This is a genomic window from Streptomyces sp. NPDC004610, assembly GCF_040609715.1.
Taxonomy (GTDB): domain Bacteria; phylum Actinomycetota; class Actinomycetes; order Streptomycetales; family Streptomycetaceae; genus Streptomyces.
The window spans coordinates 99,372-119,271 of sequence record NZ_JBEXLA010000007.1; the positions used below are offsets into that span (position 1 = coordinate 99,372).

At 73.3% G+C, this 19,900-nt stretch carries 16 protein-coding genes; 9 read left to right on the forward strand and 7 right to left on the reverse strand.

Translation table 11 applies throughout. From position 1 onward, the window contains the following. Positions 1 to 5 precede the first annotated feature (5 nt). A complete protein-coding gene (locus tag ABZX40_RS09880; RefSeq protein ID WP_355734176.1) occupies positions 6 to 1,769 on the forward strand; it encodes a hypothetical protein in 1,764 nt (587 codons plus the stop codon). 35 nt (positions 1,770 to 1,804) lie between these two features. Beyond that, positions 1,805 to 3,376, forward strand: a complete 1,572-nt coding sequence (locus ABZX40_RS09885) for a hypothetical protein (RefSeq protein ID WP_355734179.1) — start codon at positions 1,805 to 1,807, stop codon at positions 3,374 to 3,376. Positions 3,377 to 3,456: 80 nt separating this feature from the next. On the opposite strand, the gene ABZX40_RS09890 is transcribed toward ABZX40_RS09885, so the two are convergent. Next, positions 3,457 to 4,968, reverse strand: a complete 1,512-nt coding sequence (locus ABZX40_RS09890) for an MFS transporter (protein WP_355734182.1) — start codon at positions 4,966 to 4,968, stop codon at positions 3,457 to 3,459. Between the two features lie 336 nt (positions 4,969 to 5,304). Between ABZX40_RS09890 and ABZX40_RS09895 the strand changes: the two genes are divergently transcribed. Continuing rightward, on the forward strand, positions 5,305 to 5,952 hold the full coding sequence (locus ABZX40_RS09895; protein ID WP_355734185.1) for a hypothetical protein: 648 nt from the start codon (positions 5,305 to 5,307) through the stop codon (positions 5,950 to 5,952). A 104-nt stretch (positions 5,953 to 6,056) separates the two neighbouring features. Here ABZX40_RS09895 and ABZX40_RS09900 read toward each other — a convergent pair whose 3' ends face one another. Beyond that, positions 6,057 to 7,253: an NAD(P)-binding protein gene (locus ABZX40_RS09900; RefSeq protein ID WP_355734187.1), complete on the reverse strand. Its 1,197-nt coding sequence runs from the start codon at positions 7,251 to 7,253 to the stop codon at positions 6,057 to 6,059. A gap of 234 nt (positions 7,254 to 7,487) precedes the next feature. Here ABZX40_RS09900 and ABZX40_RS09905 point away from each other — a divergent pair, with 234 nt between their 5' ends. Continuing rightward, positions 7,488 to 8,213, forward strand: coding sequence for a pentapeptide repeat-containing protein (locus ABZX40_RS09905; RefSeq protein ID WP_355734189.1), 726 nt, complete (start codon positions 7,488 to 7,490; stop codon positions 8,211 to 8,213). 275 nt (positions 8,214 to 8,488) lie between these two features. On the opposite strand, the gene ABZX40_RS09910 is transcribed toward ABZX40_RS09905, so the two are convergent. Then, a complete protein-coding gene (locus ABZX40_RS09910) occupies positions 8,489 to 8,989 on the reverse strand; it encodes a hypothetical protein (RefSeq protein ID WP_355734192.1) in 501 nt (166 codons plus the stop codon). An 80-nt stretch (positions 8,990 to 9,069) separates the two neighbouring features. Between ABZX40_RS09910 and ABZX40_RS09915 the strand changes: the two genes are divergently transcribed. After that, complete coding sequence (locus ABZX40_RS09915) at positions 9,070 to 10,431, forward strand: M1 family metallopeptidase (protein WP_355734513.1); 1,362 nt, start codon at positions 9,070 to 9,072, stop codon at positions 10,429 to 10,431. A 17-nt stretch (positions 10,432 to 10,448) separates the two neighbouring features. On the opposite strand, the gene ABZX40_RS09920 is transcribed toward ABZX40_RS09915, so the two are convergent. Then, on the reverse strand, positions 10,449 to 11,069 hold the full coding sequence (locus tag ABZX40_RS09920; protein ID WP_355734195.1) for a helix-turn-helix domain-containing protein: 621 nt from the start codon (positions 11,067 to 11,069) through the stop codon (positions 10,449 to 10,451). A 275-nt stretch (positions 11,070 to 11,344) separates the two neighbouring features. Continuing rightward, on the reverse strand, positions 11,345 to 11,920 hold the full coding sequence (locus ABZX40_RS09925; RefSeq protein WP_355734197.1) for a TerD family protein: 576 nt from the start codon (positions 11,918 to 11,920) through the stop codon (positions 11,345 to 11,347). 209 nt (positions 11,921 to 12,129) lie between these two features. Between ABZX40_RS09925 and arfB the strand changes: the two genes are divergently transcribed. Both arfB and ABZX40_RS09935 read left to right on the forward strand, forming a co-directional pair. Further along, positions 12,130 to 12,567, forward strand: a complete 438-nt coding sequence (arfB, locus tag ABZX40_RS09930) for an alternative ribosome rescue aminoacyl-tRNA hydrolase ArfB (protein WP_355734199.1) — start codon at positions 12,130 to 12,132, stop codon at positions 12,565 to 12,567. Between the two features lie 208 nt (positions 12,568 to 12,775). Then, the gene (locus ABZX40_RS09935) at positions 12,776 to 13,684 is read left to right on the forward strand and encodes a sigma-70 family RNA polymerase sigma factor (protein WP_355734516.1); all 909 of its coding nucleotides are present in this window, start codon (positions 12,776 to 12,778) and stop codon (positions 13,682 to 13,684) included. Positions 13,685 to 13,764: 80 nt separating this feature from the next. Here the strand turns inward: ABZX40_RS09935 and ABZX40_RS09940 are convergent, their stop codons facing one another. Then, positions 13,765 to 14,334 (reverse strand): flavin reductase family protein, encoded by a 570-nt coding sequence (locus ABZX40_RS09940; protein WP_355734519.1) that lies wholly within the window; start codon positions 14,332 to 14,334, stop codon positions 13,765 to 13,767. 504 nt (positions 14,335 to 14,838) lie between these two features. Here ABZX40_RS09940 and cdgB point away from each other — a divergent pair. After that, positions 14,839 to 16,515: a diguanylate cyclase CdgB gene (cdgB, locus tag ABZX40_RS09945; RefSeq protein ID WP_355734202.1), complete on the forward strand. Its 1,677-nt coding sequence runs from the start codon at positions 14,839 to 14,841 to the stop codon at positions 16,513 to 16,515. Positions 16,516 to 16,644: 129 nt separating this feature from the next. Further along, positions 16,645 to 17,598: a carbohydrate-binding protein gene (locus ABZX40_RS09950; RefSeq protein WP_355734204.1), complete on the forward strand. Its 954-nt coding sequence runs from the start codon at positions 16,645 to 16,647 to the stop codon at positions 17,596 to 17,598. A gap of 21 nt (positions 17,599 to 17,619) precedes the next feature. Here ABZX40_RS09950 and ABZX40_RS09955 read toward each other — a convergent pair whose 3' ends face one another. Beyond that, complete coding sequence (locus ABZX40_RS09955) at positions 17,620 to 18,549, reverse strand: 1-phosphofructokinase family hexose kinase (protein ID WP_355734207.1); 930 nt, start codon at positions 18,547 to 18,549, stop codon at positions 17,620 to 17,622. Between the last annotated feature and the right edge of the window lie 1,351 nt (positions 18,550 to 19,900).

Below are 19,900 nucleotides of genomic sequence, written 5' to 3' on the forward strand. Positions count from 1 at the left end.
ATTGCATGACCGATGTCGTCTTCGGGCCGATCAGAAGAAGACGGGAGAGATGGGAGAGACGGGAGAGATGGGAGGGAGGGGAGGGGCGTCGGCGGCCGGGTGCCGTCCCCATCGGGCGCGACCCCATCGGGCTCGTCCCCATCCGGCGCGCCCCCATCGGGCTCATCGCCGTCGTCTCCCTCCTCGCCTCGCTGCTCACCCTCACCACCGCCACCGCCACCGCCGCCCCGGCGACTACCACCCCTGCCACCCCTGCCGCCCCCGCTCAGGCCGACTGCGCGCCCCTCGCCCTCGCCCCCTTCGGGGATCCCGGTGACGCGGTCGGTACCGCGGACATCCCGGTCGACGGGACCGCCTGCTTCGCCGTGAGCGTCCCGGCGGCCGGGCTGCATCTGGCGTCGCTGAAGGACCCGAGGAGCAGCTCGTACACGCGGCTGACCGCGGCCGACGGCACCCCGGTGGAGTGCGACGGGGAGCGGGTCCGGAACACCTGCCAGGTGCCCGCCGCCGGGGACTACACCCTCACGGTCACCAACCACGGCTGGGAGACCACCGGCATCCAGCTCACCCTCGTCCCGCTCGGCACGACCACCGGCGGCTGCTTCGCCCCGGTCGGCACCGGCTGGGAGGCGCCCACGGTCAGCCGCTGGGCGGGTAGCCCGGTGCAGGTCGACTGCCAGCCCTTCACCGGCGAGCCCGGCGAACGCGTGCTGCTCAGCCGGAACACCCGGGCCTACGGGAGTATCACCCCCTGGATCACCGACACCACCGGCGCCCGGATCTGCCCGCGCGTCTCGGGGGACGACGAGCACTGGGCGTCCTGCGTCCTGCCCGGCGACGGCCCCTACCGGGTGATCTCCCAGGTCACGGAGGCCGATCGGGGCTTCCCCGCCGAGTACGCGGTCAAGGCCCGCTCGCTGTCGGATCCGCGTGGCTGCCGGGCCGCCGCCGTCCGCCCCTACGGCCCCCTGGACGGCCTGGACTTCCGTACCGACCCCTGCTTCACCTTCACCGTCGACCGGGCCCGTGATCTGCTGGTCCACGCGGTGGACACGGAATCCGCCCGGCCCGTCATGGTGTTCGGCCCGGCCGGGACGATCGCCTGCCGGGCCGCCGACCCCTGCCGTCTGCCCGCCGCGGGCCGCTACACCGCCGTCCTGGACGAGGCGTACGTCTTCAACGACATCCCGGACGATCTGCTGCTCCACGACCGGGCCTCCACCGCCGGTTGCGTGCCGACCGGCACCGGGCTGTACCGGGGCGAGCTGAAGTCGCCCGGACAGTACGACTGCCTGGCGCTGGACCTGCCCCTCGGCGCCCGGCTGGCCGCGCTGACCCCGCTCGCCGTCTCCGGCGTCGATGTCGAGGTGGAGGTCGTGGACGCCACCGGCACCGGCCAGTGCTCCTCCTCCCAACTGGCGGTCGGCGACTGCGCGCTGACCGGCACGGCCCCGTACCGGATGCTGGTGCACACCGAGGACGGCGGCGAGGGCGCGATCGGCGCCTACTCCCTCGCCCTGTACCGCACCGACGGCGCGAGCGGCTGCCCGGCACTGCCCGCCGGTTCGTTCGCCGACGGGGGCGACCGGGCCGCCTTCACCACCGGCGCCGGGGTCTTCGCGCACTGCTTCACGGTCCCCGCCGCCCCGGACACCCGGACCGAACTGTTCCAGATGACCGCCACCTCGGGCGGGATCGGCGCCCGGTTCTCGGTCCTGGACGGGTCCGGCGGCAGCGTCTGCGACCGGTCCACCGCCATCGACGGCTGACCACCTGCCGGCTGACCGCCGGTCAGGGCCACACCGTGCTGGTCACCGGCCGCGACCAGAGCGCCGCCTACACCCTGGCCCGGCGGGACATCACCGCGGGCGCCAAGGGCTGCGCCGCCAGCGCGGCGGGCCGGGTCGGCGGGCCCTCCCTGGCGGGCACGTCCGGCGGCCCCGGCACCCTGCGCTGCCACCGGATCACCACCCCCGCCGCCACCGACATCGTCCACGCCGACGTACGGGACGCGCAGGGCACCGCCAACCTCGCGGTGTTCGCCGGGAACGGCGACAGCGTCTGCTCCTACCGCAACCGCTCCTGCGGGCTGACCGGCTCCACCAGCTACCAGGTGTTGGTGCAGACCCCGATCACCCTCCCGGCCGCCCCCGCCTACCGGCTGGACGCCCTGCGGATCGCCACCGCGGACGGCCCGGCCCCCGAGTGCGCCCGGGTGCCGTCGGTGGCCTACGGGTACGGGCCGGTCACCGGCACCCTCGACGAGTCCCGCACGGCGATGTGCGCGGCCCTCCCGACCGCCGGGTACGACCGCTTCGCGGTGGACATCACCGACACCACCGACACCACCGGCGCCACTACGAAGGCGGTGCCCGCGCTCTACAACGCCGCCGGGACCAACGGCTGCGGCCGGTCCTCCAACGGCTGGGAGTGCGCGGCGGGCGGCTCGACCTCCGGGGCCGCCCCCAGCGTGCTGCTGCTCGGCCTGCCCGAGCAGGCGTCCCGCACCGCCTACCGCGCCACCCTCACCTGCCGCGCACCGCTGTGCGGGCCGGACCGGGTCGCGGTCACCGGGATCAGCCCCGCCACGGGCGTCTCCGGCACCAAGGCGCAGGTCACCGTCACCGGCACCGCGCTGGGCCCGGCCACCGAGGTCCGGATCAGCGCGAACGGCAGGACGATCAGGTCGGTGCCCGCCTCGGTCGCCCCCGACCACCGGTCGGTGACCGTGACACTCGATCTGACCGGCGCCGCGCCCGGCTCCTGGAACGTCAGTGTCTTCGCGGGCTGCTGCGAGTTCCCGCGCGGCACCTTCACGGTGACCGAACCTCAGCTGACCAGCACCGGCGCACCCAAGGTGACCGGTACCGCCAAGACCGGCGCCAAGGTGAGCGCCGATCCGGGCACCTGGTCGGCGGCGCCCACCTCGTACACGTACCAGTGGAAGGCGGACGGGCGGGTGCTGGCCGGGGCGACCGGGAAGACGTACACCGTGCCCGCCTCGGTCGTCGGCAAGAAGCTGACGGTGACCGTGACCGCCCTCCGGAGCGGCTGGCGCAGCGGGTCGGCGACCTCGGCGCCGGTGACCGTGGCGAAGGGGGACGCGCCGAAGGCGTCCAAGGTCCCGGTGATCACCGGGACGGCGAAGGTGGGCCGGACACTGAAGGCCGGCAAGGGCACCTGGAGCCCGGCGCCGACCTCGTACTCCTACCAGTGGTACGCGAACGGCCGGGCGATCGGCGGGGCCACCAAGTCCTCGCTGGTGCTGAAGTCCGCGCAGCGGGGCAAGAAGATCACCGTGAAGGTGACCGCCAAGCTGACCGGTCACAAGGACGGATCGGCGGTGAGCAAGGCGACGAAGCCGGTGGTGAAGTGACGCGCCGCTGAGCGGTGATGGGGCGTCCCCCGGACGAACGGGGGGCGTCCTCCGGACGAACGGGGGGCGCCCTTCGGGGCTCAGCGCACCGACTCCGGGTCCGGGACCGTGCTGCTGGTCCGCGACTCGTACTTCGGGGCCTTCGCCGTGACCATCAGACCGGCCACCAGGGCCGCGAGGACCATCACACCGGCCGCCCACCAGATCGCGCTGGTGTAGCCGTGGACCGTGCCCTCGGCGACGACCCGGGCGCGGTCGGCGGGGTTGAGGAGATGGGCGGTGATGTAGGCCGTCGTGCTGGTGGTGGCGATGGTGTTCAGCAGGGCGGTGCCGATGGAACCGCCCACCTGCTGGGAGGTGTTGACGGTCGCCGAGGTCACCCCGGAGTCCTCGGGGGCGACCCCCGCGGTGGCCGTGGCGAAGACCGGCATGAAGGTCAGGCCCATGCCCAGGCCCATCAGCGTCAGGGCCGGGAGGATCTCGCTGGCGTAGTCGGAGTGGACCGTGATCCGGGTCAGCAGCAGCATGCCGGCCGCCGCGAGCAGCATGCCCGGCACCATCAGGGTGCGCGGCGCCACATGCTGGAGCAGCCGGGCCGAGATCTGGGTCGAGCCGATGATGATGGCCACCGTCAGCGGCAGGAAGCCCAGACCGGTCTTGACCGGGGAGTAGCCCAGGATGACCTGGAGGTAGTAGGTCAGGAAGAGGAAGAGACCGAACAGGCCGATGGTGGCCAGGGTCATGGTGAGGAAGCAGCCCGCCCGGTTGCGGTCCTTGATGATGTGCAGCGGCAGCAGCGGCCGGGGCGCCCTGGTCTGCCACCACACGAACGCCACCAGCAGCGCGACACCGCCCGCGAACAGCCCGAGGACCAACGAGTCGGTCCAGCCGCGCGACTCGGCCTCGCTGAAGCCGTACACGATCGCCACCAGGCCACCGCAGCCGAGGACAGCGCCGGGGATGTCCAGCCGGGCGCCGGGCTGGCCGGGCTGCTCGTGCAGCAGCGACAGCGCGCCGAACACCGCGATGATCGCGATCGGTACGTTGACGTACAGGCACCAGCGCCAGTTCAGATACTCGGTGAGCAGTCCGCCGACGATGAAGCCGATCGCCGAGCCGCTGCCCGCGATGGCCCCGTAGATACCGAACGCCTTGCCGCGCTCGCGGGGGTCGGTGAAGGTCGTCGTCAGCAGGGACAGCGCGGAGGGCGCGAGGACGGCGGCGAAGACGCCCTGGAGGGCGCGGGCGCCGAAGAGCATCCCGGAACTGACGGCGGCCCCGCCGAGCGCCGAGGCCCCGGCGAAGCCGATCAGCCCGATCACGAAGGTACGTCTGCGGCCCACCAGGTCGGCGATCCGGCCGCCGAGCAGCAGCAGACCGCCGAAGGCGAGGGTGTAGGCGGTGATGACCCACTGCCGGTTGCCGTTGGACATCCCCAGGTCGGCCTGGGCCGACGGGAGCGCGATGCTCACGATGGTCGCGTCCAGGACCACCATCAGCTGGGCGAGGCCGATGATCACCAGCCCCCACCAGCGGCGGGGGTCGTGCGGCGCGGCGGGCTCACCTGTCCGGGTTGTCCGGGTGCCACTCACTCCGTCAGTCGACCATGGATACCACCCACCCGCATCCGGGACGGAACCCCGGCCGGGGGCTTTTGCTGAGGCTTTGTCGGGGTGTGGGGTGGGGTGTTCTCGGGGGGTGGGGGCGGTGTTTTCCGGGGGTGTGTGGCGGGGTCGGGGGCGGGTGCTCTCCGGGGGTGTGTGGCGGGTCGGGGGTGTTGCTCTCCGGGAGGTGTAGCAGCGGCCGTCGGGGGTGGTGCTTTCCGGGAGGTATGTGGCGGGGTCGGGGCGATGCTCTCCGGGGGGCGTCGCGGGTCGGGGGCGGCGGAGCCGCGGGGCGCCGGTCCTCGTATGGTTCGACTTCTCCCCATGCGTTTCGACTTCACCCCATACGAGAGGAACGATGCCGTGCTCGGCTACTGGCTGGCGGTCGTCCGACGGCTGGCCCTGCCCGCGCTGGCGGCCGGCGTGGTGTGCGCGGCTGCCATGACCGCCGTGCTGGTCCTGGGCGACGGCACGCCCTGGAGCGGGGCCGTCCCCCAGGCCCTGGCCGTGGGCGCGGTGGTCGCCCTCGCTGCCGTGCTGTCCACCTCCACCGCGGTGAGCGCGGCCCGCACGGCCCGCCGGTACGGGTTCACGCTCGGCCCCGAAGCCGTGGCCCTGCCCTCTGTCCGTGAGGTGCGGGTACCCGCCATCGCGGGCAGGACCGCCTTCCAGCTGACGGACAGCGTGCGGCACGCGGTCGAGAGGGACCCCGTCCTGCGGTTGGACGAGATCACCGCGTTCGGGCACGGCACCCTGGATCTGACCCTGCGCGGGCCGTCGGACACGACGGTTTCCGTACAGGTCCGCGTCACGACCGGGGCAGAGGGGACGGCCGCCGTCGTGGAGGCGCGTCCGGCGGCCACGTACAAACGGCTGGACGCCGCGGCCTGCTGGGTCGTCGCCCGCGCCGTCGAGGAGCGCGTGGCGCAGACCCTGCGCGCCGAGGCCGCGGACGGCACCGCCGCCCGCTGACACCGGGCCGCCCGGGTGCGTCCGGGGGGACTACCGGGTCACCGGCAGGTAGTCCCGCTCTCCCGCTCTCCCGCCCGCTCGCACGCTCTCCCGACTCTCCGAGCTCAAGCCCCCTTGAGGTCAAGGCGGTCGTCGTCCCGCTGCCCCCGGGGGTGTACGGTCCCGTCCCGGCCCAGCGCCAGCGACACCGCCGTCAGCGCGCTGGTGAACGACACCTCCGACAGCACCCCCGGCGCCGCCACCTCGTCGCCCGCCAGATACACCCCGTCGCCCCGGTCCACCGCGGGCCGGTCCCGCCAGCTCGTGCCGGGCAGGTCCACCGCGCCGGTACGGCCGTGCGCGAGCGCCTCGCGCCGCCAGGTCACCCGCTCGCGCCAGCCCTCGAAGGCCAGGTCGAGCAACTGCTCGGCGCGGGCGACACCGTCGGCGCGGGACTCGTGCGGGGCGATCGGGACCTGGCCCTGGATCAGCTGCTCACCGGCGGGGGCGAGGGTGCGGTCCTGCGCGGTGAACCGTTCCAGCCAGCCCGGCGCGTCCAGGTCGGACAGCACGAAGGGATCGCCGCGGTGGGTGCGTAGGGCCAGGTCCAGGAGGGCGGTACGGCCGCCCGGCCAGGTCAGCGAGGAGTCCTGGAGCAGCCGGCGGGCGGCGGCGAGGGAGGTCGCCACGACGACGGGGGTGTCGGTGGGCAGGGTGTCGACCCGGGAGAGGGTCTCCACCCGGACGCCGAGGTTCCAGGCGTGGGCGGCCATCCGGTCGATCATCGTGGCCCAGCCGCCGCGCGGGTACTGCGCCTCGGGCGGCAGCTTGGCCGCCCGGCGCAGCCGCTCCTGCACGAACGCGGCGGACAGCGTGCCGGGGTCGTGGTGGAAGAGGGCGACGGCGGCGTAGTGCGCGGCGGCACGGGCGCCCTCCGCACCGGCCCGCGCGGTGGCCCAGGTGTGGAAGTCGACGTCGACGGGTGCCCGGTGGGCGCTGTGGCGCAGCAGCCGGAGCAGGGCCAGCGGCGGGGTCCGGCGCAGCCGCCCGTGATGGCGCAGCCGGAACCGGGCCGCCTCCCGGGCCGGGATCGGGGCGAGGGGGCCGATCAGATCGCGGCGGGTCAGCCAGGACCAGTGGGGGCCACCGTTGTAGAGGGCGTGCGGGCCGTCGTTCGTCCGGTAGGGGCCCTCGGTGGTCCGGGCCCGGCCGCCGAGGGTGTGGTGCGCCTCGTGGACGGTGACCTTGGCGCCCGCCTCGGCGGCGCTGATCGCGGCGGTCAGCCCGGCGAATCCGCCGCCGATGATGGTGATGCGGTGCATGGGCGTCTCCTTGGGTGGATGCGGTGCTGTGCCTGGTGGTGCTTGGGGGTGGCTGGTGCTGCCTGAGGGTGGCTGAGGGTGATCAGGGGTGACTGGCGTGGGTTCTCGGGTGGGGCTTGGACAGGACTTCGTGGGTACGACCGCTGGAGCGGGCGGGAATGTGACATCCGGGCCGGGGAGCGGGTGTTTTCGCAGGTCAGGGGGATTGTCAGTGGTGGGGTGCAGGATGGGGTGATGGTGAGGCGAGCGGCGGGGCGGACGGCGGCGGGCGGCGGACCGGAGGGCGAGGGCGGTGGTGGGCGGGAGGTACGGGTGAAGCCGGCGCGGCGGCCGGAGCTGCGGCTGCCGGAGCTGGAGCCGTTCGCGGGCGAGAGCCTGGAGCCGGACGGGGACTACGACGGGGTGGCGTTCCGGGACGGCGACTTCGGCGGGGCGGACGGCGGCGGGGCGCGGTTCATGGACTGCGCGCTGACGGGGTGCGCGCTGGACGAGACCCGGCTGCACCGCGCCCGCTTCCTGGACTCGGTGATCGAGGCGCCGCGCGGGGTGGGCACCAACCTCGCGGAGGCGACGCTGCGGGATGTGGAGGTGCGGGAGGCGCGGCTCGGCGGGGTGCAGTTGCACGGGGCGGTGCTGGAGCGGGTGCTGATCCGGGGCGGGAAGATCGACTACGCCAATTTCCGCTCGGGGCGTCTGAAGGACGTGGTGTTCGAGGGGTGCGTACTGGTCGAGCCGGACTTCGGCGGGGCCCGGCTGGAGCGGGTGGAGTTCGTGGACTGCACGCTGAAGGGCGCGGACTTCAGCACGGCGACGCTCACGGACGTGGATCTGCGGGGCGCGACCTCGCTGGACATCGCGAGAGGGGTGGACCGGCTGGCGGGCGCGGTGATCTCACCGGGCCAGCTACTGGAACTGGCACCGGTACTGGCGGCGGAGCTGGGGATCAGGGTGGTGGTGTAGGGGGCGGCTGTGGGTGTGGTCCAGGAGATCCCGGTGCCGACGAGACCTCCAGGTCAGCCAGGTCCCGGTGCCGACCTGACCTGGAGGTCTGCCGGGTCCCGGGGTCTACGAGACCTGGGGGTCTTCCACGTCCCGGTGTCTATGAGACCCGGGGGTCTTCCACGTCCCGGTGTCTACGAGACCCGGGGGTCAGCCGGGTCCCGGTGCCGACGAGACCTGGAGGTCTTCCAGCTTCCGGTGCCGACGAAACCCGGAGGTCTGCCAGCTCCCGATGTCTACGAAACCCGGGGAAAGCGGGCCTGGAGGGTCCAGATCGCCGGGTTCTCGCCCAGGTCGTCATGGAGGTCGACCAGATCGGCCAGCAGATCGTGCAGAAAGTCACGGGCCTCGCGGCGCAGTTCGGTGTGGGAGAAGCTGAGCGGGTGCTCGTCGCCCGGCATCCAGTCGGCGTCGATGTCCACCCAGCCGAAGCGGCGCTCGAAGAACATCCGGTCGGTGGACTCGGTGAAGTCCAGTTCGGCGTGCTGGGGGCGGGCGGCGCGGGAGCCGGCCGGGTCGCGGTCGATCTGTTCCACGATGTCGCACAGGGCCCAGGCGAAGTCGAGCACGGGCACCCATCCCCAGGCTGTGGACAGCTCCCGGTCCGTCTCGGTGTCGGCGAGATAGACATCGCCGCAGAACAGATCGTGCCGCAGCGCGTGCACATCGGCGCGGCGGTAGTCGGTCTGGGGCGGGTCCGGGAACCGGTTGGAGAGGGCGTAGCCGATGTCGAGCACGGAGGTGATGGTGTCACGGCCGTCCTAGGATCGAAGACGTGCCCCGATTCACGGCTGTTGTCCTCGTCCTCGGCCTCACCCTGACCGCAGGCTGCGCCACGGCCGACGAGGCGCCGGGTGCCGTGGGCGGGGCGGGCGTCGGAGACCCGTACTTCCCGAAGGCCGGCAACGGCGGTTATGACGTCACCCACTACGCCCTCGACCTCGCCTACACCCCCGAGGACCGCCACCTCACCGGCCGGGCCCTGCTCACGGCGAAGGCCGCCGAGGATCTCTCCGCCTTCAATCTGGACCTGGAGGGCCTGACCGTCGAGACCGTGGAGGTGGACGGCGAGAAGGCGCGCTGGGAGCGCGACGGCCAGGAGCTGACCGTCCACCCGCCGGGCGGCCTCGCCGAGGGCGCCGACTTCCGGGTGGCGGTCGCGTACGCGGGGCAGCCGCGCACGATCACGGACCCGGACGGTTCCGAGGAGGGCTGGCTGCCCACGCCGGACGGGGCGCTGGCGCTGGGCCAGCCGGTGGGCTCGATGGCCTGGTTCCCCGGCAACCACCACCCCTCCGACAAGGCGGCCTACGACATCGCGGTGACCGTGCCGGAAGGGCTGACGGCCGTCTCCAACGGCGAGCCGGCCGGACAGCGCACGGCCGGCGGTCGCACCACCTTCACCTGGTGGACCGCCGAGCAGATGGCGTCATATCTGGCGACCGTGGCGATCGGCCGCTACCGGGTGAGCCGGACCTCGACCGAGGACGGTCTGCCGGTCCACACCGCCGTGGACCCGGCGGAGGCCGCGCCGAGCCGCGCGGTGCTGGCCCGGCTGCCGGAGGTGCTGTCCTGGTCGCAGGACCGTTTCGGCCCGTACCCCTTCTCCTCCACTGGAGCCGTCGTCGACCGGGCCGGGGCCCTGGGCTACGCCCTGGAGACCCAGAACCGCCCGGTCTTCCCCGGCGCCCCCACCGTCCGCCTCCTCGTCCATGAACTCGCCCACCAGTGGTACGGCAACTCGGTCACCCCGAAGTCCTGGCGGGACATGTGGCTCAACGAGGGCTTCGCCACCTACGCGGAGTGGCTCTGGGAGGAGGACCAGGGCGGCCTGACGGCCCAGCAGACCTTCGACGCCCTCTACGACGGCACCTACTACCCCGACCCCGCCGGGAACCGGGCCGTCTGGAGCTTCCCGCCCGGCGACCCGCCCGACGCCGCGCACATCTCCGGCCGCCCGGTGTACGACCGGGGGGCGATGGTGGTGCACAAGATCCGCGAGACGCTCGGCGAGCCCGCCTTCGAGGCCCTGCTGAGGGACTGGCCGGCCACCCACCGCGAGTCCACCGCGAGCACCCGGGACTTCATGACGTATGTGGAGTCGAAGGCCCCCGGCAAGGACCTCACCCCCATCTGGGAGGACTGGCTGATGGGCGAGGAGAAACCGGAACGGCCCTGAGCGCCGCCGCGGGCCGCTCAACCGCTCCCAGTGGCCGTGACCCACGGCCGCAGCGCGCTCTCCGTGGCCTCGCGCATCCGCCTCCGCAGCCGCCCGGGGTCGTCCAGCGCCCCCGGCTCGTCGAGCAGCACCTGAAGTGCGCCGGTGACCGCCCCGACGAACGCGCCGACCAGCGCCGCGGCCTGGACGGCGTCCAACTCGCCGGGGAAGGCAGCCCGGAGCCCCCGGGCGATGTCCGCGCCCGCGTCGGCCTGCATCTGGAGCGCCTTGCCCCGGACCGCCGGGACGGTCCGCGCCATCCGCAGCCGGAGCAGCGTGGTCGGTCCGGCCAGCTCGGTGCCGGTCTCGTTCGCCTCGCGCAGGGCGCGCAGCAGGACGTCGACGGGGCGTTCGCCCGGCCGGCGGGTCTCGATCGCGGCGAGGGCGGCGGCGACCCGGGCGTCGTTCTCCGGGAAGAGCACGTCCTCCTTGCTGGCGAAGTAGCTGAAGAAGGTGCGGGTGCCGATCTCCGCGGTGGCGGCGATATCGGCGACGGTGGTGCCCTCGTAGCCATGGCGCCGGAACAGGTCCACGGCGGCGTCGATGACAGCCTGCCGTGTCCGCTCGCGTTTGCGCTCCCACAAGGACGACTGGACCATGCGGACACGGTAGGGCATCCGCTGCGGGCCGCGCCGAACGCGTAATGGCAGGGGCGAAGCCATGTCAAGACGCCCCCACCGCCGCCCCGACCAGTGGCGCGGCGGCATGGCCCGGAAGCCCCCGGCCCAGGAGCCAGAGCCGAGGCCCGGACACACGAAGACCCCCCGACACCCGTTGGGGGGTCGTCAGGGGGTCTTCGTGAAGCTCCGAGCCCGCTCGGCCCCGAGGCCGGACCGCGTCGGAGAAAGAGGGGCGTGCCGCCCCCGGGCCGTCCTTAGACGTTCACCCCGAAGTCCTGCGCGATGCCCGCGAGCCCGGACGCGTAGCCCTGGCCCACCGCGCGGAACTTCCACTCCGCGCCGTTGCGGTACAGCTCGCCGAAGACCATCGCGGTCTCCGTCGCCGCGTCCTCGGACAGGTCGTAGCGGGCGATCTCCGCGCCACCGGCCTGGTTGAGGATGCGGATGTAGGCGTTGCGGACCTGGCCGAAGTTCTGCGAGCGGTTCTCGGCGTCGTAGATCGAGACCGGGAAGACGATCTTCTCGACATCGGCCGGGAGCGCCGCCAGGTTGACGTTGATCTGCTCGTCGTCGCCCTCGCCCTCGCCCGTGAGGTTGTCGCCCGTGTGGACGATCGTGCTGTCCGGGGTCTGCTTGTTGTTGAAGAAGACGAAGTGGGCGTCCGAGTAGACCTTGCCCTGCGGGTTGACCGCGATGGCGGAGGCGTCCAGGTCGAAGTCGGTGCCGGTGGTGGTGCGGACGTCCCAGCCCAGGCCCACGGTGACAGCGGTCAGGCCCGGAGCCTCCTTGGTCAGCGAGACGTTGCCACCCTTGGACAGGCTTACAGCCATGGTCGGGAGTTCCTTCCCTCGATACGTGCGCTATGCCTCTGAGGCTTCGTACGGAACGAAGCTACAGCTACCCCTATGAACGCGGAGAGGGGTGTCACAGGTTCCCCCGCCACCCGGGTGGCTTTACTTTCTTTACCTTCGGCCCCCGCCGACCCCCGCCGACCCCGACTTCGATATTCGGGTGACGCGGACACTCCCGGCCCGCGACCATGGCTGTCATGTCCGGTCCCCACCTCATCCGTGGCTCCGTCTCGCTCCCCGAGGCCGAGCTGCTGTGGCGTTTCTCCAGGTCCTCCGGGCCGGGCGGCCAGCATGTCAACACCACCGACTCGCAGGTCGAACTCCGGTTCGACCTCGCCGCCACCGAGGCCCTCCCCGAGGTCTGGAAGCGCCGCGCCCTGGAACGCCTCGCGCCCCGCCTGGTCGACGGAGTGATCTCCGTACGGGCCTCCGAGCACCGCTCGCAGTGGCGCAACCGCGAGGCCGCCGCCGTCCGGCTCGCCGCGCTGCTCGCCGAGGCCACCGGGCCCCCGCCCAAGCCGCGCCGCCCCACCCGCATCCCGCGCGGGATCAACGAACGCCGCCTCCAGCAGAAGAAGCAGCGCTCCCAGACCAAGCGCGGACGCAGCGGCCGGGACTGGGGCTAGGGAGCCCGCCGCCCGCGGTACGGATGATCAACCGGGCGCCTCGCCCCACACCGACACCGACACCGACACCGGCGCCGACGCCCCACCCACTCCCCCCGCCCTGTCACACTCCACCGCTCCCGTCCGTCAACGCTGTGACAGCCGGGACCGACCCGGGACCGACCCAGGACGGGGGCAGCGGCAGCCGATGAGTGACGTGGGCGATGACATGGACCTGGACCCTCTCGCCGAGCGCGCCGAGCGCGCCGAGCGCGCCGAGCGCGCCGAGCGCTTCGAGGCGCACCGCCCCCAGTTGCGGGCCGTGGCCCACCGCATGCTGGGCTCGGCCGCCGAGGCCGATGACGCGGTGCAGGAGGCATGGCTGCGCTACAGCCGCGCCGACACGACCGGTGTCGTCAATCTCGGCGGCTGGCTGACCACCGTCGTCGGACGGGTCTGCCTGGATCTGCTGCGCTCGCGCCGCTCCCGCGCCGAGGACTCCCTCGACGCCTCCCTGGCCGACGGCCTGCCCGTGCCCGCCACCCCCGCCGCCCCCGCCGACCCGGAGCAGGACGTGCTGCTCGCCGACTCGGTCGGCGCCGCCCTGCTCGTCGTCCTGGAGACCCTGACCCCCGCCGAGCGGCTGGCGTTCGTGCTGCACGACATGTTCGCCGTGCCCTATGACGAGGTCGCCACGATCGTGGACCGTACGCCGGTCGCGGTGCGGCAGCTCGCCAGCCGGGCCCGGCGCCGGGTGCGGGGGGCGCCCGAGCCGGACGCGGACCGGGTGCGGCAGCGGGCGGTGGTGGACGCGTTCCTGGCCGCCGCGCGCGGGGGCGACTTCGAGGGGCTGCTCGCCGTACTGGACCCGGATGTGGTGGCCCGTGCCGAGGACCGGGTGACGGCCGGTGCCCGGCAGGTCGCCCGGGGCGCGTCCCTCGCGGCCCCGGGCGCCGGGACGGTCCGCCACGCGCTGGTGGACGGCGCCCCCGCGATCGTCGTGCTGTCCGGCGCGGGCCGACCGGTCCGCGCCCTCACCTTCACCTTCGTACGGGACCGGATCGCCGTCATCGAGATCGTCACGTCCCGCACGCGTCTGGACCGGCTGACGGTGGAGCCGGTGGATGAGGCTCCCTGAACCGGCCCCCACCCCGCCCCCGCCCCGCCCTGCCCCGCTCGCGTTCGCGGAAGCGACCGCTCCACTCGAACCCCGAGGGCTCAGCCCAGCTGCCGGTACCGGCCCCGGAAGTACGCCAGCGGGCTGCCCTCGGCGCTCGGCACGTGGGCGGTGAGCACCCGGCCGATGACCAGGGTGTGGTCCCCGGCCGGGACGCGCTGCTGCGTGCGGCACTCCAGCGTGGCCAGGGCGCCGCCGACCAGCGGGGCGTCGGTGCGCGGGCCGCGGGTGTAGGGGATGTCCTCGAAGAGCAGCCGGTCGCTGATCCGGCCCTTCATGGCGAACCGGCCGGCGATGTGGCGCTGGCTCTCGGTGAGCACCGACACCGCCCACAGGGGCTGTTCGGCGAGCAGATCGTCCATGCGGGAGCCCTCGCGCAGGCTCACCAGGACCAGCGGCGGGTCCAGGGAGACGGACATGAAGGCGGTCGCGGTCATGCCCACGTCCTCGCCGTTCGGTGCCGTCGGGTCGTCCGGGTCCAGCGAGGGCTCCTGCGCGGTCACCAGGACCACACCGGCGGCGAGTCGGGACAGGGCGGCGCGGAACTCGTCGTTGCTCACCCCCTCAGCATGCCCGGCGGCACCCGCGGCGGGGGGCGGGGTCGGGGCGATCCGGCTGGCGGGGACCGGGACGGCGGTGGGAGGGGCGGAGTTCTGCACGCCCCAGACGCTAGTCTCCGCCCTGGGGCCCGCGCATCGGACCTCCGTCCGAGACCGGACCGGGAGGAGGTCCTAGGACCGGTTCCGGATCCGCGCCCGCGCACTCCGGCAGGGGCGCACAAGTTACAAAGTTTGCGTTCAGTAAAAGCACAGGGAAACGAGGGAAACCTCACGCAATTGATCAGGTTTCGCTGTGACTTGAGTCACAAGACCGACTAATTGTTGACCCTGTGTACCGAGTGGGCAGCGCGCTGTGATTCAGTGGCGGGGAGGCTGAAGGAGTACACCGGAGGCTGACGGGACACACCGGATACGCCGAGTGCGCCGGGTGGTACAGCGGAGCGGGAGTACGCAGGAGCACGGCAGGAGTACACGGAGAGCGCGGGGTGGCCCGGGGACAACCCTTGATTCGCTGGTTACGTCTGACGCGCTGCGGGATCTCGGGGGGAGGCGAGCATGGAGACCGAGTCGGAGCCCTACGTCCGTCTTGCATCCCTGCGGCAACTGCACCAGGTCATGGCCGACATGAATACGGCCCGGAGCCTGGCGGACACCCTTCAGACCGTCTCGGACGGGGTCGTCAGCGCCCTCGGGTACGAGCTGGCGTGTGTGAACCTGGTCCGGCCGGACGGCGATCTGGTCGTCGCCGCCCTCTCCGGGAACCCCGCCGCCGAGGCCCTGATCACCGGCCGGGTCGGCTCCCGCGCCTCCTGGGAACGCCGCCTGGGCATGGGCGAGACCTGGGGCGACCTGATCTTCATATCGCACACCGAGGGCTGGGTCCTCGACGACGACGACGTCCCCCAGTGGCACACCGAGGGCCCCGCCCCCCGCTTCCAGGACGAGTGGCACCCCTCCGACCGGCTCTTCGCCCCGATGTACGCCCCCACCGCCCAGCAGGGCGCCGCCTCCGGCGAACTGATCGGCGTCCTGTCCGTGGACCGGCCGCGCAACGGCCGCCACCCCGGCGCCTGGGGCCGCGAGGCGCTCCAGATGTACACCTTCCAGGCGGCCATCGCCATCAGCAACGCCCGTCTACGCGCGAATATGCAGCGGGCACTGGTCAGACTGGAGCGCGACCAGCAGGCGCTGCGCGCCAGCGAGGAGAGCTTCCGTCAGGCGTTCGAATACGCCCCGTCCGGGATGGCCATCGCCGAAATGGGCGGTGACCAGCACGGACGCATACTGCGCAGCAATGACGCGCTCTGTCGGCTGCTCGGCCGCCCGGCCTCCTCGATGCGCCGCTACTCCTTCTCCGATCTGGTCCACCCCGAGGACATCGGCACCCTGCTGCGCACCTCCGCCGAGGGCGGCCGGGCCGAACTGCGCCTGATCCGCCGCGACGGCACCTATGTCTGGGTCTCGCTGCGCAACTCGGTGGTGGCCGACGCCGCCGACGGCCCCCGGTTCCTGCTGACCCATGTCGAGGACATAGAGGAACGCAAGCGGCGCGAACTCCAGCTCGCCCACCGCGCCTCCCACGACTCCCTCACCGGTCTGCCGAACTCCGCCGAGCTGCGCTCCCGGCTCGCCTCCCGGCTCTGCGCCCGCCCCCAGGCCGCCCACCCCGGCGCCGTCGACGCCATGGACGCCGCCTACGGCCACCCCGCCTTCGACGCCAACGGCCACGGCTTCGACTACCGCCCGGACACCCCCGGCGAGGTCCCCGAGAGCTTCGACGGCTACGACCACCATGTGCACACCGCCGCCCCCGAGGGCGAGCACGACGACGGCACCAAGGGCCTCGCGGTCCTCTTCTGCGACCTCGACGGCTTCAAGTCCATCAACGACCGCTTCGGGCACAACGCGGGTGACGCGGTGCTCATCGAGGTCGCCCGCCGTCTGTCCCGCCAGGTCCGCGACGGCGACACCGTCGCCCGGCTCGGCGGCGACGAGTTCGTGATCCTCGCCGACGGGCTCGGCAGGGCCGACGCACAGGATCTGGCCGTACGGTTGCGCAATGAGATCATCCAGCCCATCCGGGCCGAGGGCCGGGCCGTACGGGTCGGCGCCAGCTTCGGTATCGGCTGGGCCCACTGCGGGATGACGGCCGACGAAGTCCTGAAGTCCGCCGACGAGCGGATGTACGTCGAGAAACGATCTCGTCCCAAACAGCATCGGCGCGCGGGATGATCCCCAGCTCAGTGGTGTGATGCGGTACGAGTCACCCGTTTGGGCCACCTGATCGGGGTAGGCTCGCCATTCTTACCTTGTACACCACTGTCTTTCGTTCCTTCCGCATCTGTTGAGGAGTACCAAGGGATGACGCCCGGCAACAACGGCGCGAGCACGCCCGAGGACGACGACCCGTTCGGCTACCTCTACGCCGACGGGCAGGCCAACGGCGCCCAGCCCCCGTCCGGCGGCTACGGCTACCCGAATTCGGTCAACAGAGTGCGCACGGTCGGCGAACGCCAGTACGGCCAGCAGGCCCCCGCCGGACCGCCGTCGTACGGCGCCGGGGTGCCGCAGCAGCAGGCGGCGTACGGACAGCCCAGCGCCCACTACGCGGCGCCCGAGACCTTTCCCGGCGCCGGTGCGCCGACCGCGCCGCAGCAGGCCGCGCGCGGCGGGGGCGGCGGCGGCCGGGGCCGCGGGCCCAACACCAGGGGCCTGCTGATCGGTGCCCTCGCGGTGGTCGCCGCGGTCGTCATCGGCATCGGCGTGGCCATGATGGGCGGGGACGACGAGGAGCCGGGCGGCGACACCGCCGCCGACTCCACGCCCACCCAGCAGCAGGAGTCCGACGGGCCGACCCCCTCCGCCGAGGACAGCGCGGCCACCGAGGAGGAACTCCCGCTGGCCGACGCCCAGACCCTCCAGTTCGCCGGGACGGCCGCGACCGCCACCGGCGTCGGCGGCGCCCAGGCGAAGGGCGGGGTGTACGTCGGCGGGCTCAACCAGGTCGGCTCCTCCGTCACCTGGACCGTCAACGGCATCCCGGAGAACGGCACCTACACGGTCTTCGCCCGCTACAGCGCGGTCGGTGACGACCAGTCGATGACCCTCACCGTCAACGGCAAGCCCTTCGGCAGCAAGCTGAACCTCTCCAACTTCACCGGCTCCGACGACCCCGCCAAGGCCTGGACCCAGACCTACGCCTGGCCCACCCTCAACAAGGGCACCAACACCCTCTCCGTGTCCTGCAACGACGGCGACAAGTGCGATGTCCTGCTGGACCAGCTCTGGCTGAAGAAGGGCCAGGTCAAGAACTGACGGCCCGGCCGGGCCCGTTGCTCAGGCCGCGCTGACCTCCCCGGTCACCGCCACCCGGCCCCGCAGCTCGTCATACGTCCGCCGGTCGAACTCGCCCGCCACCGGGGACCGTACGGTCGCCGCGGCCAGGGCCGCCGCCCGGACCAGGCGGTCGTGCCAGGGCAGCCGCTCCACCAGCCCCGACAGCAGTCCCGCCACCACCGAGTCGCCCGCGCCGGTCGGATTGCCCGGCAGCCGGACCGGTGTGACGGCCCGCCAGCGGCCCTCCGGGGTCACCGCCAGCAGCCCGTCCGGCCCGAGCGAGGCGACGACGGCACGGGCGCCCCGGCGCCGGGCGTCCTGGGTGGCGCGCAACGGCTCATGGGAACCGGTCAGCTCGGCCAGCTCATCCGCGTTCGGCTTGACGACGTCCGGGCGGGCGGCGACACCCCGGCGCAGCGGCTCCCCTCCGGTGTCCAGCAGCACGGGCACGCCCGCGGCCCGCGCGGTGCGGACCAGCGCGGCGTACGCGCCCACCGGGACGCCCGGGGGCAGGCTGCCGCACAGGGCCACCGCCGACGCCGTCGCGACCAGATCCTCGTACACCTCCTGGAAGGCGGTCCACTCCCGGGCGGTGACGGTCGGGCCGGGTTCGTTGAGCTGGGTGGTGTCGCCGGTGGTCCCGTCGACGACGGCAACGGTCCGGCGGGTGGCGCCGGACACCGGGACCAGGGCGTCGATGACCCCGGGGGTGGCGGTGAGCGCGTCCTGGAGCTGGCGGCCGGTCGCGCCGCCCACGAACCCGGTGACCGTCGCCTCATGCCCGAGGGCGGCCAGCACGCGGGCCACGTTCACCCCCTTGCCGCCCGGCCGTTCGATCACCTCCGACACCCGGTGCGAGGCGTGCGGGCGCAGTGCGCGGACCCGGTAGGTGAGATCGAGCGCGGTGTTGAGGGTGACCGTCAGAATCACCAGGTCCGACCTCCCCCGGGGGCATGTGCGAGCCGTATGGGCAGCTGACTCGATCATGCCAAAAACACGGCGAGCGGCCCAGCCCCGCGACGGCCGCCTCCGGCGGGAATTCCGGCCGAAATCCCGACGGAGTTCGACTTGGAACGGGGGTGGTGGGGTGGGTGGAGGTGCGTGGGGCTGGGTGGAGGTGGGTTGAGGTGGAGGTGGGTGGAGGTGGGTTGAGGTGGAGGTGGGTGGGGGTGGGTGGGGGTGGGTGGGGGTGGGGTGGCGGATCTGGGCGGCCGGGGGTGCCGGGGGTGCCGGGGCGGTTGGGTCGGTGGGTGTGGGTCGGGGGCGCGTGGGGTGGGTGGGTGTGGGTCGGGGGCGCGTGGGGTCGGTGGGCGTGGGTCGGGGTTGCGTGGGGCGACTGGGGCGACCGGGGCTGTCTGGGCCGCCGGGGCTGCCAGGTTGGCTGAAGCTGCCGGGAAGTGTCGGGGTGGTGGGGTTGCTCAAGCGGTCGGGTCGGGTTGGGCGACCATGGCTGCTGGGGCGACCGGGGCTGTCTGGGCCGCCGGGGCTGCCGGGTTGCCTGAGGCCGCCAGGATCTTTCGGCGTGGTCGGGTCGCCCAAGCTGTCGGTTCGACCCGGCCGCTGAAGGCGCCGGGAACGGTCGGGGGCCGGGTCGTTCAGGCGGCCGGGGCGGCCGGGGCTGCCGGGTTGGCTGAAGCCGCCGGGACGTTTCGGGGTGGTCGGGTCGCCCGTGTCGCCGGATCGACCGGGCGTCGAAGTCGTCGAGTCGGCTGAAGGCGCCGGGAACGGTGGGGGCGGTCCGGGTCGTTCAGGCTGCCGGGGCTGCCGGGTCGGCTGAAGCCGCCAGGACGTTTCGGGGTGGTCGGGCCGCCCATGTCGCCGGATCGACCGGGCGCCGAAGTCGTCGAGTCGGCTGAAGCCGCCGGGAACGGTCGGGGCGGTCCGGGCCGCTCAAGCCGCCGGGGCGACCGGGCTGCTGGGGCGACCGGGCTGCCGGATCGACCGGAGTCGCGAGGACCGCCGGAGTGCCCAGGGCAGCTGGGGCGGCTGGGGCGGCAGGCACCGCCGGAGCGTCCGGGGTTGCCGGGACCACCGGAGTACCCGGGACCGCCGGAGTCCCCGGAGCTGCCGGAGCCACCGAAGCGCCCGGGACCACCGGGGTACCCGGAGCTGCCGGAGCCACCGAAGCGCCCGGGACCACCGGGGTACCCGGAGCTGCCGCAGCCGCCGAAGCGCCCGGGACCGCCGAGACCGCCGAGGCCGCCCGAGCCGCCAGGGCCGCCACGACGGACCGGGGCCCGAAGCAACGGGGGCTCCCGCAGGGGCTGGAGCCCCCGAAGCG

Excerpts from the sequence above, each read along its gene's own strand:
- cdgB (WP_355734202.1), top strand. The coding sequence starts at position 14,839 with ATGGAGACCGAGTCGGAGCCCTACGTCCGTCTTGCATCCCTGCGGCAA.
- ABZX40_RS09900 (WP_355734187.1), bottom strand. The coding sequence starts at position 7,253 with ATGCACCGCATCACCATCATCGGCGGCGGATTCGCCGGGCTGACCGCC.
- ABZX40_RS09925 (WP_355734197.1), bottom strand. The coding sequence starts at position 11,920 with ATGGCTGTAAGCCTGTCCAAGGGTGGCAACGTCTCGCTGACCAAGGAG.
- ABZX40_RS09895 (WP_355734185.1), top strand. The coding sequence starts at position 5,305 with ATGCGTTTCGACTTCACCCCATACGAGAGGAACGATGCCGTGCTCGGC.
- ABZX40_RS09935 (WP_355734516.1), top strand. The coding sequence starts at position 12,776 with ATGGACCTGGACCCTCTCGCCGAGCGCGCCGAGCGCGCCGAGCGCGCC.
- ABZX40_RS09880 (WP_355734176.1), top strand. The coding sequence starts at position 6 with ATGACCGATGTCGTCTTCGGGCCGATCAGAAGAAGACGGGAGAGATGG.
- ABZX40_RS09950 (WP_355734204.1), top strand. The coding sequence starts at position 16,645 with ATGACGCCCGGCAACAACGGCGCGAGCACGCCCGAGGACGACGACCCG.
- arfB (WP_355734199.1), top strand. The coding sequence starts at position 12,130 with ATGGCTGTCATGTCCGGTCCCCACCTCATCCGTGGCTCCGTCTCGCTC.
- ABZX40_RS09905 (WP_355734189.1), top strand. The coding sequence starts at position 7,488 with ATGGTGAGGCGAGCGGCGGGGCGGACGGCGGCGGGCGGCGGACCGGAG.
- ABZX40_RS09920 (WP_355734195.1), bottom strand. The coding sequence starts at position 11,069 with ATGGTCCAGTCGTCCTTGTGGGAGCGCAAACGCGAGCGGACACGGCAG.